The sequence below is a fragment of the Paraglaciecola sp. genome, assembly GCF_051252315.1.
Taxonomy (GTDB): Bacteria; Pseudomonadota; Gammaproteobacteria; order Enterobacterales; family Alteromonadaceae; genus Paraglaciecola.
Window position 1 is genome coordinate 39,225 of record NZ_JBPOFP010000016.1, and the last position, 15,069, is coordinate 54,293.

Below are 15,069 nucleotides of genomic sequence, written 5' to 3' on the forward strand. Positions count from 1 at the left end.
ATGAATTGGCTCTAGCTGCACAATTTAGTGGTGAATAAACTCCACGCCTTTTAGCATAGCCAGTACCAATTCTTTAGCATCAAATTTTGTTAAGGCTTGGTTCGCTCCCACTTGCTGGGCTTGGCTAACACTAATTGAACTCGATAGGGATGTATGAAGAATAATATAAGCCGCAGCCAGTTCTGGCGAATTACGCACTTCAAAAGTCAATTCATAACCATCTAAACCAGGCATCTCAATGTCAGACACCAACAAGTTTACCGGATGTCCACTGGCAGCTTGCTCTCGCATATACACCAATGCCTTATGGCCATCGTCGGTCACATGAAATGGCACATGTAACAACTCTAAAACATCGGTTAGTTGCCGCCGAGCTGTTAAAGAATCATCTACTACCAGTATATTCATGGGTTTAAGTTGTTCCCGTTGCAAATCGGTCACGACAGCCATTGCCGCACGGGGATCGGGTGGAAAAACTTTATTGAGTAGTAACTCTACATCTATTAGTTGAAGAAACTCGTTTTCTACTTCAACCGTTCCAGTAATAAAAACGCCGGTACCCAGTTTTTTATTGGGCTGCTTAATTTCACGCCAGTTAGTCTCAACTATTTTGTCAATTTGACTGACAACAAAGCCCACCACTTTTCTTTGGCAATCGGTCACAATAATAAAAGACTGGCTAAGTTCGCCTTCAGGAATTGGACCAACCCCGACTACTTCAGCCATATCGATTACGGCAATCGTTTTGTCGCGAATGGTTAATACCCCTTTGACACCACCATCTGAGCCAATCATAGGTGTGACAGGTTTATACGGCACTAGCTCTAAGATTTTTAATGTACCCAAAGCGAACTGACGACCATTCTTTAGGCGAAATAATAATAGCCCTTGTGAATAGTTAGCTTTAGAACTCACAACCTTCTCCGAAGAATCAAATAATGACTAAGACCAGCATCAGTGTATCGTAAATTTGTTTAGATAAATTGGTAAAAAGCGCAAACAGTTACTTTGTACAACCACCCGATTGGGGATCGGTCTTCTTAGCCACCCAATTCAGCATATTCTTTAATAAAAGTAATGCTTCTTTTGTTTCGTAGGTTTCGTATCTGTGCCCCATAGCAGTAAACACCGAACGGGCCTGATTGTTGCCAATACAACGGGACCAAATAATTGGATGGTCGGCAGGTTTAGGCCCCATGCGTAAATCTGAACGGTCACCATACACTGTATTCTTTGGGCTATAGGTGCTTTCATCTAAACCCGCTAGGATCACAAAATCATCACTTGGCGGTGCTTCAAATGTGTACCACTCATCTGTGGCCATAAACTCACTTGGTACACCTTGCATTACTGGGTGGGCCGGTGCTAACACTTCAACCCGTGCCTCTTGAAATTGTGGTGCCATAGGGTGACTCACAAAGGTCGCACCTAACAAATCATTATGATAAGAACCCCAATCTTGATGTGACGCATCACCCGCACCATGAATTAACACAGTTCCGTTTCCTTTAGCCTGCCACCTAGCAAAAGCCGCCTCTTCATCTGGTGTTAACGAATCGCCAGTCATATTGTTAAACACTACAACATCATAACGAGCTAAGTCTTTATCGTTAAAAACGCCACTATGCTCAGTGGTGAAATAACCATGGCCCATATCTTTTGCGATCTTCATAATTGCCAAAGTTGCACCAGCAATACCTTCCTCATGACGCCAATCACGGGTCTCAGAAAAAATCAAAATAGAAGGCGTAGGCACATGTTCGTAATAACGACTAGTGGTAGTGACCTTTTCACCTACAACCGAAACAGCTGGTTTGGTTTCAGACACTAATGAAGCAGGCTCTTCAGCAGAACAAGCGGCCAACAGCACAAGGGGGAGAAGATGTATTAATTTCATCAATAAGGCTTTTTTTGTTTAGGTTAAGAATCAGTATAAAGCCCTTTGGGTTCTGGTAGCAATGAAACAAATGTACGCAATTTGCTTACTAAGATGAAAAGCATTCGCACCGCGAATAATTCCTGCGAGAGGAATTATCAGGACAGGCATGATAATTTGATTGCTCAAGTCATAGCTGTTTTTGGATAGGCGCAATCGGTGTCTTCTATGCACTCGCTACCCCTTTTTAAACCGCCATTTTGTCTAGTTCACTGTGATGTGCTGAACTCAACAAATTAATAGCATATTAATACTGTGCGCTTACCCTTGTTTGTTATTACTAGTGTGTACGGTTCTAACGTTTAATTAAATTGTCACTTTCTACCGAATGACACTTATACCAATTAACAGTGTGTATATTGCCACCCCGAAGCAAGTGAATGGCATTTGCTTACTATTACGCAATCTAACTTTAAGGGAGTACAACATGGCATTTATCAATCACACTGCGGCAAAGGTGCGCTGTAAAATAATGGCTTTTGTTACATTAGGTTTGTTTAGTTTTGGTTGTCAGGCAACATCTCCTAGCCACCATAGCTTTGTGCCTCATTCGCTAAAGAATAAGACCATTGTGTTACAGGTAGAGCACTCTGTAGATAGTCTATATCCGTCTAAAGGCGTGGTTTTGCAGCAATACTCAGATTCACGAAATATGACATATGCGGGGGTTGGCGATACATTGCATAGCGAAGGCAGTGCAAGATACCAGTATCGTCGAAGAGGCAAGTCGATTGCCAGTGAGAAATTGACTGATGATCTTACAGGAGAGGTTGTTAATACTACCTTTTACTTTGAATCCATTTCTAATGGCTCTTTCACGCGTAAAGATCACGACGGTGATTTAATCATATCGGGGCGATTTAGTCTTGAGACTACATTTGATGAAAGCTTTGCCCCAGACAGTTATAGTGGCACTACTGTAGTATTCAGTATATTGCACTCAGCCAGTGAAAATATTCCCGACGGAGGGTATCCAGGTCAGGGTACGGTTGTGTTGCAGTCGTACACGGCTGAAAACACCTATGATGCGGTTGGCTTTGGCCCAGGAACAGTAGCGCACCATGGAGTTTACCAGTATGAAAAAATATCGAAAAATGTGGTGGTTGAACAAACCGAGCAAACCATTCCTTCGCTCGGTTTTACGGCTAATTACACTATGGTGTATGTATACCAAACACCTTATTCTGGGATCTGGTATCAAAACTTCGCGGATGGGTTGATTATATTTTCGGGTAGGTTTACTACCTTCACTAGTAGTAATTGAATCAGACTCCCTCTAACTTTAATCAACTAAGAATAAGGAACAACATGTCCGGCACGCAAATTGAGTTACTGAAAGTCTGGTATATATTTTCATTCAGTTTGGGTGTGTGGACTTGCCTTAATCTTACCGTGGCGCAGCAAGTCAAAACCATGATCAAGCTGACTATGGTGTCATATATCCTAGTATTACTGGTATCGCCCGTTAATGGTTATCTGGCCATAATGAACGATCAACCTATTCAATGGCTAAACCGCATCAGCCAAAACCTCACTTGGGCTTACGGGCCATTATTGTATTTTTTGGTAAAACAAGGGGTGTTAAAACAGGTAACAAAGGGTGAACTTGTTTTGCATCTCACGCCGCTAATTTTAGTGAACGTCTTACGTCTACTCCCGGTGCTAGCCGAATACAACTGGCTCTTATTAACCTTACTTTTCATTCAAATATTTACTTATGCAAGCTACACGGTTTACCTTTTAAGCCAGCATAAAACTAGGCTTAAAAATCTATTCACTGGGCATCAAAATACACTCTACTTTTGGATGATGTTTTTTGCTATTGGGCTGCTGATAACCACCTTGGTTGACATTATTATCCTTAGTGCGTTTAACCTAGGATTAACCCCTGATATAAATTTGGTGACTACTTTAGCCTGTTTAATTTCAATCTATGTCAATAGCATCGCTTTATGTTCTGTTTTTCGCCCGCAATTTTTTACAACTGCTAATGAAGTAAATGATGTTCAAAGAGAGCCGCCGTCACAAAAATTGCGCAACGTGGAGCTATCCCCTGAAGCCGCCGCAGATTTACAGTCTAAACTTGACTGCTTAGTGCAGGAGTTTCAACCGCATATGGATGACGATATTTCTTTGCCAAAGCTGGCATCCTTGTTAGGCGTGACTAGAAATCAGTTGTCAGAATTGTTTAACTTGCACATGAGTATCAGTTTTTACGACTTTTTAAACGAACTGCGTTATCAAGAATCGTTAAAGTTGCTGAATCAAATCAGTCATAAATATTCCATTGCTGATGTTGCTTATCAAGCCGGTTTTAACAATAGGAATACCTTTTATAAAGTGTTTAAAGAGAAGTCTGGAGTTACACCTACTCAATATAAAAAGCTTAACTAGTCTTTGAACTTTTGAAAAGTTTCACAGCTTAAAAAGAAAGGTTTAAGTGAAGCATATGCTTATTCAAAATATTCGTTTTTTACTTTTGGTTATAGAAGTAAACTTGGCTAATACGACGGGTGAACCGGGATTTAAATTCGTCAACGTCAAGCATTTTGCAGTTAAGAACTAAAGTAACTGCTCTCACAGATTCGAGTCAAAAACCATCACGACGATGGCGCGTAGCGTGCTTTTCATTTCTTATAAAAAATACAGAATCTTCATGAAGAACAACTCAAGTGAGACAACCCGCCGACCTCAAAATACTCAGTTGGTTTCAAGCGATAGTATTTATCTTCAATTAACTTTGATTGTTCTGCATAGGGTTGAGTCATTATCTCTTGGAGTTCGTGTATGAGTGCATAATCGCCCATTGCTGCTTGTTGATAAGCTGGCACCAAAAACCATTCGCGTAAAATGTATTTTGGGTTAACCATTTTCATTTGTTTAGCGATTTCTTCATTCGAACTAGGTGAAGTGTCATTGCTGATATTCGCGCTAAATAACAGAGTTTTCCAATTTTCTAACCAGTGCGTCCAGTGTTTATCTAACTCTGTGGCATCTATGCTGTTGGCATTAGTTTTGAGGGCGTGATTGGATCCGTTATTGTAAAAACTTTTCTTTAACGGGCTAATGTCGCTGGGGATTGACGAAAGCTCGCGGAAGAAAATAGTGTAATCCACCGGTGTTTGAGTCATTAGGGTTTCTAATTCGCCAATCAACAGATTGAAAGCTGACTGGTCGGCTTCCGTTTTTAATGAGCGTAAACCTAATTTGGCGGCCAACATGGTTTTCATTTTTGTGTTCATAATCTTAGAAAACTCATCTTGGATTTGCTCAAGTTCAGCTAGCTTGTCTTGATGTTCTGCCAATAAAGGCTGTAATGCAGAACAAAACATCTCAAAGTTTTTGTGCGCGGCATTGGGTTGGTTCATGAAAGAGAAGTGTTGTCCGCCACCAGTCCAAGGTTGATAATAAGGTTGATAGCTATCGCAAAAACCAAAAGGACCATAATCAAGGGTAAAGCCCCCTACCGCGCAGTTATCGCTGTTGAAATTACCTTGGCAAAACCCTACGCGGATCCAATTAGCAACCAATGATGAAAGGCGATCTTGATACTTACGCGCCAGTAACAATACTTTATCGGGGGTCGACAGCTGGCTGTCGATTTCGTCGCTGTACTCGCGGTCAATCGCGTGAAGTACAATTTTTTCCAGCTCTTCCAATGCAGCCGGATGTTGCTCGAACCGCACTCTACGAGCAAAAAGTTCTAATTGGCCAACCCGCAAAAACGACGGCGCAACCCTTGTTGATATGGCGGTAGGTTCATCAAAATATCTGTCGGGATCTTGCGATAACGACCCAGGTGAATACCAGGGGCGCTGCACTGTGTCGGTTTTAGACACGTATAAACTTAACGACCTTGATGTAGGTACGCCCAGTGCGTACATGTGTTCTTGAGCTAAAAATTCGCGAATACTTGAGCGTAATACTGCGCGACCGTCTGCGCCACGACAATAGGGTGTTTGACCGCCCCCTTTTAGTTGCATCTCCCAGCGTTGACCGTTAATGACAGCTTCAAGTACAGAAATAGCACGACCGTCGCCATAACCATTACCCGTTCGAAACGGACACTGCTGAAAGTATTCTCGCCCATAAATGGAAAGTGCATAACCTGTTGCCCAACCGGTTTTGCGCATTGGGACTGGCACCTTAGAGGTATCGCCGGAGAACATACGCATAAAGTCGACTGACTGCGCCATGCTGTCGCAAAAACCTAGTTCATTGAAGAAGGTTTTGCTGTGGGCTATATACTCTGGTTGGCTAATCGGAGTAGGGTTAACCGGTACGTAATGACCCGAGAAAACTTGCCGAGGTGCATGGTCGACACCATTTTCTGTCGCGTCTGGATCACAATTGAGTGTGTCCATCAGGGAATAATTAGCCAAAGACGCAAGATCCTTAAGCGTAGAAATTGTAGCAGCGTTTTTTTCAGGCGATGTGTTTGTCATACTTGTGGATACCAAGGCGCGTAAAGGAAAATGTTAAGACTTGCTATCTTACCTTATTCGGAATGTCGATACCTGTGATCTGCAAGGGACACTTTGTTTTTCTGAAATTGGTATTAGCTTAAGGACGAACTAACTCAGCCCTTAACTTCATGGCTTTTACTCTTAAATCACAACCTTGGGCATGATCATTCACCATGCCCATTGCTTGCATAAATGCATACATAGTTGTGGGACCTACAAATTTCCAACCGCGCTTTTTTAAGTCTTTAGATAAAGCCACTGATTCTTCACACGTGGCCATAAACTCTGGCGCAATAGCCTCATTTCGTTTGGGTTCAAACTGCCAAAAGTAATGAGCTAATGAACCAAATTCTGCAATTAATTCTTGTGCGCGTTTAGCGTTGTTGATGGTGGCTGTAATTTTTCCGCGATGACGTATTATGCCGGCATCTAACACTAAACGTTCAACATCGTCTTCGGTAAACTTAGCCACCAGATTAAAATCAAACTGTGCAAAGGCCGCTCTGAAATTTTCGCGTTTTACTAAAATAGTCAGCCAACTTAGGCCTGATTGAAATCCTTCTAAACAGATTTTTTCAAATAGTCGCTGATCATCGGTTACCGGATAACCCCATTCGTTTTCGTGATAGGCAATATACTGTGGTGTGGCTTTGCACCAAGCACATAAGGCTTTGCCATCCTCGGCGATATAAATATCTGACATAGTTACAATTTCCTTATTTGTTGAAAGTATCTGGCTCTTAGGTTTGCTTTCAATGATCGCATGAATTTTCAGGACATGCATTATAACCACTCTTTTAATACGTTGAGCGACCCTTTAAGGGAGCAACAAAGGCATCAGCTTGTAATCAAGATGAGATCTTCAATACCGACTATGGTCTAATTTTGAGTTGAAAGCTTTTCATTTATAGTTTCATCTTTAATCGTCAAACTTTTATTTTGGACATGTCGTGCAAGGTAAACGCTACGTCGATATTCCCGAAAATAGTAACGATCTAATTTGTCGTGTCGCCATTTTGATTTAATTGCAGGTGTAGAGAAATTGAACTAGGTTTAACTATCACCTACATATTATCGTTGGAAGTTTTTCAGAACAGGAATGTTTAATTTTAGCAAACAGAGGTTTATGTATGTCCTTGCGTTTTGGTATTGTTTTACAGATTTTATTTCTTGTTATTGTGTCCTGCCATTTATCAGCCCGTCCGGTTGGCAAAGAAGATAAAAATAATCCTAAAGCACATATTGAATATGCACTAAGTCAACAAAAGTCAGACCCAAACGAAGCCTACAAAGCGTTAGATTATGCCTATAGATTGGCAACGGAACAGAATAAACAACACCTGATTGTGAGAGTGTTAATCGAGCAAGCTCAAACAGCAAAACTTGAAAAAAAATACTTGATGGCAGAAAAATATTTGTTTCAAGCCGAGAGAGTCATGTTACCGCTCAACAACGCTAGGCTATCGGTAGACATGTTAAGCAATATGTCTTCTATTCAACGGTATTTAAAAAATTATGAAAGGAGTATGGATTATATCCATCGAGCTTTGGTGATTGCTCGTAAAAGTAATGAACCTAGTCTGGTATTTAAAAGCTTACTTATCAAAGGTACCTTGTTACAAACAATGAAGCGGTTTGAAGATGCCGTAACGGTTTACTTATTGGCGCAACGTCATATGTCTAACGAAACCAACCGTAATGTGCTGAGGTTGTATAGAAATACCGCAAATGCCTATAAAAATATTAAAGAGTTTGAATCCAGTATTCGTTATTACAAAAAAGCGTTGGCTTTTCTAGAAAGTAACGAAAATGAAGCCGCAATGCCAAATACCATTATTGAGTTGGCCAAAACACAGGCCCAAATTGGCCAATATTCGGAGGCTATAGAGAACGCAAAGCGATCTTTGACCATGGCCCGCACACTTAAAAATGAAAAACAAATATTAAAGTCACTCTCTTCATTATCAATTTTTTATAGAAAAATTAGTAGCTACGAAGATGCTTTAATAAATGGTCTAGAAGCCATAGAGTTAAATCAAAAAAACAACAGTATTAATGGATTAGCGGCCTCTTTAAACTCTATTGGACTGGTATACCTTCATTTAAACCAGAGTGAAAATGCTAAGGCATACTTTTCTCAGGTTATAGATATTGCTAGTGCTGAAATCAACCCTAAATACCGTGCGGCGGCGCTTAGAGATTTAGCTAAGTTGCTCTCTGCTGATGGGCAACATAACAAGGCGATTGAGTTATCAAACGAAGCCTACGAAATATACGAACGAGTAGGTGATCGAAGTGGGTTAGCTACGGTTAAAAAGAACATTGGTTATGTTTATTACCAAATGGGCAAAGAGACGGATGCTATTCAAACCTATCATACGGCCATTACCCTATTTGAGTCATTAAAGGATGTGTGGAATCAAGCCGAGACCCAAGCGTATCTTGCTATCGTATATTCTAATGTAGATATCTCAGAATCAGTCTCTCTTGCAAAAAATAGTTTGGAGTTAGCTAATAGAATAGGGGCAAAAGCCTTGTCTGAGTTGGCCTATAGTGCGTTAATTTTAGCTGAAGAAAAGCGTCATAATTACAAACAGGCACTGGCTTACGCAAAAACTAAGGAGGCGTTAACTGATGAAATCAAAACGGATACGATTAATAAACGCTCTGCAGAGATGTATATCATTTTAGATGTAGAAAAAAAAGAAAGGGCATTTGAGAGATTGAAGCGCGAAAAGTCGTTGATTTCGCTAGAGTTAGACAATGAAAAAAATAAATTAAGCCTTTTGGAAAAAGAAAACAAGATAGCTGAGCTACAAAACAAAAATACCCTGCTTATCGCAAGCCTGATAGCGCTTTGTTTGATTATTAGTGTGTTGGTAGTTGGCCGAGTATATTTGAAGACTAAGTACACCACTATCTTTATGGTGCTGTTGTTTGTGGCGTTAATATTGTTATCTTTTAATTCATTTAGTGTCGATCTTATCAAGACTACAACTGGTGATTCAGCGCTAGATGTACGCCCCAAATATACTCACGCAATTTTAAAAAAATCCTTAGAATTAAGTACTGAAAAGTTTGGGCCTTTTGAGCTTGTAGTAATAGATAAGGCGCTTTCGAACGACTTGAAAAGGTGGATGATTTACGATGGTATAGATATTAATGTGGCCATGTCCATGGCGTCTCCAGATTGGGAGTATTTAACGTTACCTATTCGCATTCCAATTAGGCGAGGGGTGGGGAGTTATCGTTTACTGGCTATTCACGAGAAGAATCAAAATACCTTTAAAGATATTGCTTCGGTTAAGGCGTTAAAAGCGCTGACGGTAGGCGTACAAGAAGGTTGGATACTCAATGAGGTGTTAGATGAGGAAGGATTTATACTAGTAAAAAGTACCTCATACGACAGTACATTTAAAATGCTTGATAAACGCCGCTTTGATTTTATTCCTAGAGGCATACATGAAGTGTATGACGAACTCGCGATACGAGAAAAAGAATTATCAAGTTTAATGATTGAGCCTAGGTTAGCGATATATTTGCCCCAGCCTTACTACATATTTGTTTCGCCTAAAGCGCCTCGAATAGCCCAAAGGATAGAGTTTGGTTTAGAAAAAATGATTGCTGAAGGGGTTTTACAAGAGATGTTTAACCAGTATTTTGCCGATTTTATTGAGAAGGCAAACTTATCCAATCGGACAATCATTCACTTGGACAATAAGTATTTGACCAAAAAAACGCCGATAGAACGTAAAGAACTTTGGTTAAAGTTTGATTTAGAGAATGCTCAATAAGGCCTTGAGCTATTTTGAAATTACAATTGTGCAGCTCATACAATAATAGGTACTGCAAGATGCAGTACCTATTATCAAACAACTCACTCAGTGCATGTGGTAATTTTTTGTTCATCACGGGAGATGATTATAGAGGCTCCAGGGAATCCAGTCGCACCTGTTATTAGTTCGTCTTCTGACGGAACAATAATGTCATAGAATCTATCGTCAGCTAATGTGCTGCTACTTGCGGCATAGAGTAACGGGCTGATACTTGGGCCTTGGTGGAAGGTTTCCATCAAAATTTCTGCTTGGTATAAATGACGTAACTCACATGGAATAAAAGGAGAGGTACCTTGTTTTACTTGGGCGGTAGTACCGTAGATTGCTTTTACGTCTGTGATACGAGAACTTGGATCATAGCTGCCAACTTGCAGATTATCTGGATTAGTAAAGCTGCCACTCGGTGTACGCCAATCTACAAATGCTCTGTCGATACGAACAGCAGCACCGCAACTATTTGATTGAATTTTTTGTACATCAAATTTGCCATTGATGGCCTGCCACGGCTGGATCATGACAGCAGCATTTCCGTCTTTACAGCCAATGTTATAACCAAATATGTCTTCTATGATCATGGTTTCAATGGGGGCTTTTCCACCAGATGCATGAGGTGCGTCTGTTTCAATCCGTAATGTTGCCCCGCCACCTAGAGAATCAATATTTTTAAAGAATATGTTTTTTGCAACACGAGTTTGTACCGCGCCATAACCACCATGAGCATTGATAACGGAAATATCTTTGACTAAACCTTTGGTTGCGCCCGCATATATTCCATTTTTCACACTGGGTATAAAGTTAACTGAAGAATGAATAGTGTGTTTGTCTTTAATAAAAGCGCCACGGATCATAAAATTTTCGACTTCTGACACCCTAAAAGGCATGACTCTAGGCTCTTGCCTAACGGTAGCCTCGGGTGTTAGCGGATAAACCGGGTATAAGCTGTCGGGTAAACTCGTCATGTCTATGGTAAATTTTTCGGATTCTGAGGTTGAACGAATACTCACATTCGACACATCTAAATCGTTGTAACCCAAATGAAAAGTAGGGCCGTTCCAGGTGACACGTACAGGTGTGATAATCGCTGCAGGGTCGATAAATAAATGCACATTCGTTTTTAATACAATTTCACCAAATAACCAATCACCCGCAGGAATCTTGATAATGCCGCCACCTAAATCAGCCAACTCGGTTATCAGTGCGTTTAAGTTCCCTGAGTCGTTACCGTTGGCATTGGTTAGCGTTTTTTGACGTTCTTCAGGAATAGTTAATGAGGTATCTTCAAAAAAGTCACTTTCTGCTAAAAACTCAGGCAAGCTTGGATCAGAGCAGGCGGGGTAATCTGTACTACCGTTTGCACATGTTGGAGCTGTGCATACAGGGTAGTCAGTTCCGCCATTTGCACAAACTGGCGCGGTACAAGCTGGATAATCTGTGCCTCCATTTGAACATTCGATAATCTCATCAATTGCAGTACTGCTGCCACTGCCGCAGGATGAGAGTGTTAGAAATACGGCCACTAAAATTATGCTAATGAATTGTTTTACCATGATACTAAAACTTTAAAGATATGATGTTTGAAAAGATGGTACCATAGGTGTTGGTGATTGGAAATTAATGCAAAGGTAAATGAATAAAGTGAGCGGGAAATCGTTAATTGCCAGATGAGTTATTATTTAGACACAAAAAAAGGCCTTTCGGCCTTTTCTTTTATCGCTATTGTCGAATATTCAGTTATTCAACCGTCACCGACTTTGCAAGGTTACGTGGTTGGTCTACATCCGTACCTTTAATAATTGCTACATAATAAGATAACAACTGAAGTGGTAAGGTATAAACAATCGGTGCAATGATATCTTCACAATGCGGTACATTAATGACTTTCATTGTATCGTCACTTTCAAAATTTGCGTCGGTATCAGCAAATACATACATCAAACCACCACGAGCTCGGACTTCTTCAACGTTAGATTTTAGTTTTTCAATTAAATCATTTTTAGGGGCGACTACTATAACCGGCATTTCAGCATCAATCAGCGCTAGTGGCCCATGTTTTAGCTCTCCTGCAGCATATGCTTCGGCATGAATATAAGAAATTTCTTTTAACTTAAGGGCGCCTTCCATTGCGATTGGGTATTGATCGCCTCTACCTAAGAATAAGCTGTGATGTTTATCAGCAAAGTCTTCTGCTAGATCTTCGATAGAACCTGCTAAAGCTAACACTTCTTCAAGTTTGTTAGGTAAGGTTGTTAATGCATGTAAAACAGACTTTTGAGTTTCTTCAGACATGCCGTGATACTTACCAATGGCTGCTGTCATCATCAATAGTCCAACTAATTGTGTGGTGAAAGCCTTGGTTGACGCTACGCCTATTTCTGCTCCTGCTTTGGTCATAAAGGCTAGGTCAGATTCACGTACCAAGGAAGAACCATTAACATTACAAATAGACAAACTAGAACGATACCCGAGCTCTTTTGCCAAACGTAATGCGGCTAATGAATCGGCTGTTTCACCAGATTGCGAAATAGTGACGAGTAATGAATTTTTAGGTACAAAAGATTTGCGATATCTAAACTCACTTGCAATTTCTACGCTACAGGATACGCCCGCTAACGCTTCTAACCAATAACGTGCCACCATGCCAGAGTGATAACTTGTGCCACAAGCAATGATTTGAACGTGTTCAATGGTTTTGAATATGTCTTCAGCGCCAGCACCAAAACAATCTAAGCTGAGCTCGTCACCAACAATTCGACCTTCTAATGTATTACGAATGGCAATCGGTTGTTCGTACGTTTCTTTCAACATGTAATGACGATATTCACCCTTGTCGCCTGCATCGTGGCTAACTTCAGACTCTTTTGCTTCACGTTGGACCGGGTTACCGTCAATATCAAAAATATTAACCTCAAAACGTGTTACTTCGGCAACGTCGCCTTCTTCTAAAAATGCAAATTTACGAGTAACGGGTAGTAGTGCCATCATGTCTGAGGCAATGAAGTTTTCACCCAAGCCATAACCTATGACTAGTGGGCTACCAGAGCGCGCCACAACCATTTTGTCGGGGGTATTTGAGTCAGTGACTACTGTGCCATAAGCGCCTTCTAATTGTTTAACTGTTGTTTGTACAGCAGCCAACAAAGAATCATGAGATTTGAGTTCGTGATGAACTAAGTGGGCAATAACTTCGGTATCTGTTTCAGAAGTAAATATATAACCTAGGCTTATTAGTTTTGTGCGTAATGTTTCGTGATTTTCAATGATGCCATTATGCACTATGGCAATATTGTCAGAAGAAATATGTGGATGGGCATTGCTTTCACTTGGTACACCGTGTGTAGCCCAGCGAGTATGCGCAATCCCAGTGCCGCCAACTAATGGATTAGTCGCGACAGCATCTGCTAGTTCTTGCACTTTTCCTAAGCGACGAACACGTTGCAAACTACTATCAGAATTGATGATTGCTACACCTGCTGAATCATATCCTCTATATTCAAGGCGCTTTAACCCCTCTACTAAAATATCAACTACGTCACGCTGTGCTACTGCACCAACTATCCCACACATAAAATGTTCTCCGTATTATTGGGTAGAGGCGCAGAATACTTCAACGCCTTGCTGTTCAATTAAATTCTTGGTTTTTAAATCTATTTCGTCATCAGTAATTAAGATGGATATTGATTTCCATGGCAATTCCACATTGGGAATTTTACGCTGTAATTTTTCAGATTCGGCCATAACAATCACTTGATTCGCTACGTCTGCCATGACACGGCTTAAATGGGTTAATTCGTTGAAAGTGGTAGACCCCTTTTCAATGTCTAAACCAGCGGCGCCTAAAAAAGCCTGATCGAAATTATAAGCTTGTAACATTTGTTCGGCCATTTGACCTTGAAAAGAGTGAGATTGAGCATCCCATGAACCACCCGTCATGAGGACTTTGGGCTCGTTTTCTTGTTCTAATAATGAATTGGCAACATGCAAAGAATTTGTCATGACCACTAGGCCTAACTTGCTTTTTAATTCTGGAATGAGTGCTGACGTGGTACTGCCGCTATCAATAATAATACGATTGTGATCTTTGATTAAGGTCGCAGCTAATTTTGCAATGGCAATCTTTCGAGTTGAAACTTTTTCACTAGAAAGTTCAGACGATTCTACGGGCAATAGTACCGCGCCACCAAATTTTCTAAGCAATAGGCCGTTATTTTCCAATTCAGCGAGATCTTTACGAATCGTAACTTCAGAAGTTGAAAATGATTTAGATAAGAGATCAACAGATACCTCACCATCTAAATTCAGGCGCTCTATAATGGCTCTTCGTCTTTGTTGAGTATTGCGTTTTTGCATTTATTTGATAATTAAGTTTCAAAACGAAATTTATTTTAGTCTTTAACTTTCGATTATCAAGTATTAATTTCGAAATGTAAGTATGTTTACTAATACTTTAGTTCAAAAAGTGCTCACTAGGCTTGCTGATAAGTTAATGCAATATATATTTAATAGGTTACCTTAAAGCTGGAATATTTAGATAATGCGTAGTTTGCGGTCAGGTTGTTTAGTCATAGTATTTTTGAGTGTAAGTTGGGGATTGAGAGCACAGTCGATCCATATAGTTGCACCTTATTGGCCCGATTATACTAATAAGGACGGCAGTGGAATGTATTTTGAGGTTATCAAAAAAGCATTGCCAAATTGTAAATGTACATTCACATCCAGTGAGTTTTTGCGTGCTAAGAATCAGTTTTTACAAAACAAGGCTGATATTTTTGTGGGGGTCTACAAAGAAGAGCTTCCTCATGCTGTTTTTCCAAAATGGTATTTAGATACAGAT

The 15,069-nt window shown here is 40.4% G+C and carries 10 protein-coding genes and 1 pseudogene; 4 read left to right on the top strand and 7 right to left on the bottom strand.

Annotation, left to right across the window (positions count from 1 at the left end; translation table 11 throughout):
- Positions 1-24: 24 nt before the first annotated feature.
- Both ACSHXM_RS05065 and ACSHXM_RS05070 read right to left on the bottom strand, forming a co-directional pair.
- Positions 25-915 carry a chemotaxis protein gene (locus ACSHXM_RS05065; RefSeq protein ID WP_435687651.1) on the bottom strand — a complete coding sequence of 297 codons (891 nt, stop codon included), beginning with the start codon at positions 913-915 and terminating at the stop codon, positions 25-27.
- An 88-nt stretch (positions 916-1,003) separates the two neighbouring features.
- A complete protein-coding gene (locus ACSHXM_RS05070) occupies positions 1,004-1,897 on the bottom strand; it encodes a ThuA domain-containing protein (RefSeq protein ID WP_435687652.1) in 894 nt (297 codons plus the stop codon).
- A 466-nt stretch (positions 1,898-2,363) separates the two neighbouring features.
- On the opposite strand from ACSHXM_RS05070, the gene ACSHXM_RS05075 reads away from it, so the two are divergent.
- Together ACSHXM_RS05075 and ACSHXM_RS05080 are read left to right on the top strand one after the other, a co-directional pair.
- Positions 2,364-3,200 carry a hypothetical protein gene (locus ACSHXM_RS05075; RefSeq protein ID WP_435687653.1) on the top strand — a complete coding sequence of 279 codons (837 nt, stop codon included), beginning with the start codon at positions 2,364-2,366 and terminating at the stop codon, positions 3,198-3,200.
- Between the two features lie 44 nt (positions 3,201-3,244).
- The gene (locus tag ACSHXM_RS05080; RefSeq protein WP_435687654.1) at positions 3,245-4,330 is read left to right on the top strand and encodes a helix-turn-helix domain-containing protein; all 1,086 of its coding nucleotides are present in this window, start codon (positions 3,245-3,247) and stop codon (positions 4,328-4,330) included.
- 260 nt (positions 4,331-4,590) lie between these two features.
- Here ACSHXM_RS05080 and ACSHXM_RS05085 read toward each other — a convergent pair whose 3' ends face one another.
- Both ACSHXM_RS05085 and ACSHXM_RS05090 read right to left on the bottom strand, forming a co-directional pair.
- Complete coding sequence (locus ACSHXM_RS05085) at positions 4,591-6,381, bottom strand: protein adenylyltransferase SelO (protein WP_435687655.1); 1,791 nt, start codon at positions 6,379-6,381, stop codon at positions 4,591-4,593.
- Positions 6,382-6,499: 118 nt separating this feature from the next.
- Positions 6,500-7,105, bottom strand: a complete 606-nt coding sequence (locus ACSHXM_RS05090) for a DNA-3-methyladenine glycosylase I (protein WP_435687656.1) — start codon at positions 7,103-7,105, stop codon at positions 6,500-6,502.
- 427 nt (positions 7,106-7,532) lie between these two features.
- Here ACSHXM_RS05090 and ACSHXM_RS05095 point away from each other — a divergent pair, with 427 nt between their 5' ends.
- A complete protein-coding gene (locus ACSHXM_RS05095) occupies positions 7,533-10,196 on the top strand; it encodes a tetratricopeptide repeat protein (protein ID WP_435687657.1) in 2,664 nt (887 codons plus the stop codon).
- Between the two features lie 83 nt (positions 10,197-10,279).
- On the opposite strand, the gene ACSHXM_RS05100 is transcribed toward ACSHXM_RS05095, so the two are convergent.
- The 3 genes from ACSHXM_RS05100 to ACSHXM_RS05110 all read right to left on the bottom strand — a co-directional run bounded on the left by ACSHXM_RS05100 (position 10,280) and on the right by ACSHXM_RS05110 (position 14,585).
- Positions 10,280-11,785: a hypothetical protein gene (locus ACSHXM_RS05100; protein ID WP_435687658.1), complete on the bottom strand. Its 1,506-nt coding sequence runs from the start codon at positions 11,783-11,785 to the stop codon at positions 10,280-10,282.
- A gap of 184 nt (positions 11,786-11,969) precedes the next feature.
- On the bottom strand, positions 11,970-13,802 hold the full coding sequence (gene glmS / locus ACSHXM_RS05105) for a glutamine--fructose-6-phosphate transaminase (isomerizing) (protein WP_435687659.1): 1,833 nt from the start codon (positions 13,800-13,802) through the stop codon (positions 11,970-11,972).
- 15 nt (positions 13,803-13,817) lie between these two features.
- Positions 13,818-14,585 carry a DeoR/GlpR family DNA-binding transcription regulator gene (locus tag ACSHXM_RS05110; protein ID WP_435687660.1) on the bottom strand — a complete coding sequence of 256 codons (768 nt, stop codon included), beginning with the start codon at positions 14,583-14,585 and terminating at the stop codon, positions 13,818-13,820.
- Positions 14,586-14,769: 184 nt separating this feature from the next.
- Here ACSHXM_RS05110 and ACSHXM_RS05115 point away from each other — a divergent pair.
- Positions 14,770-15,069: pseudogene (locus tag ACSHXM_RS05115) on the top strand (hypothetical protein); the annotation flags it as partial.

What these genes read in the sequence shown, in the direction of transcription:
- ACSHXM_RS05070 (WP_435687652.1), bottom strand. Translation starts at nt 1,897, where the DNA reads ATGAAATTAATACATCTTCTCCCCCTTGTGCTGTTGGCCGCTTGTTCT.
- ACSHXM_RS05075 (WP_435687653.1), top strand. Translation starts at nt 2,364, where the DNA reads ATGGCATTTATCAATCACACTGCGGCAAAGGTGCGCTGTAAAATAATG.
- ACSHXM_RS05080 (WP_435687654.1), top strand. Translation starts at nt 3,245, where the DNA reads ATGTCCGGCACGCAAATTGAGTTACTGAAAGTCTGGTATATATTTTCA.
- ACSHXM_RS05085 (WP_435687655.1), bottom strand. Translation starts at nt 6,381, where the DNA reads ATGACAAACACATCGCCTGAAAAAAACGCTGCTACAATTTCTACGCTT.
- ACSHXM_RS05090 (WP_435687656.1), bottom strand. Translation starts at nt 7,105, where the DNA reads ATGTCAGATATTTATATCGCCGAGGATGGCAAAGCCTTATGTGCTTGG.
- ACSHXM_RS05095 (WP_435687657.1), top strand. Translation starts at nt 7,533, where the DNA reads ATGTCCTTGCGTTTTGGTATTGTTTTACAGATTTTATTTCTTGTTATT.
- ACSHXM_RS05100 (WP_435687658.1), bottom strand. Translation starts at nt 11,785, where the DNA reads ATGGTAAAACAATTCATTAGCATAATTTTAGTGGCCGTATTTCTAACA.
- glmS (WP_435687659.1), bottom strand. Translation starts at nt 13,802, where the DNA reads ATGTGTGGGATAGTTGGTGCAGTAGCACAGCGTGACGTAGTTGATATT.
- ACSHXM_RS05110 (WP_435687660.1), bottom strand. Translation starts at nt 14,585, where the DNA reads ATGCAAAAACGCAATACTCAACAAAGACGAAGAGCCATTATAGAGCGC.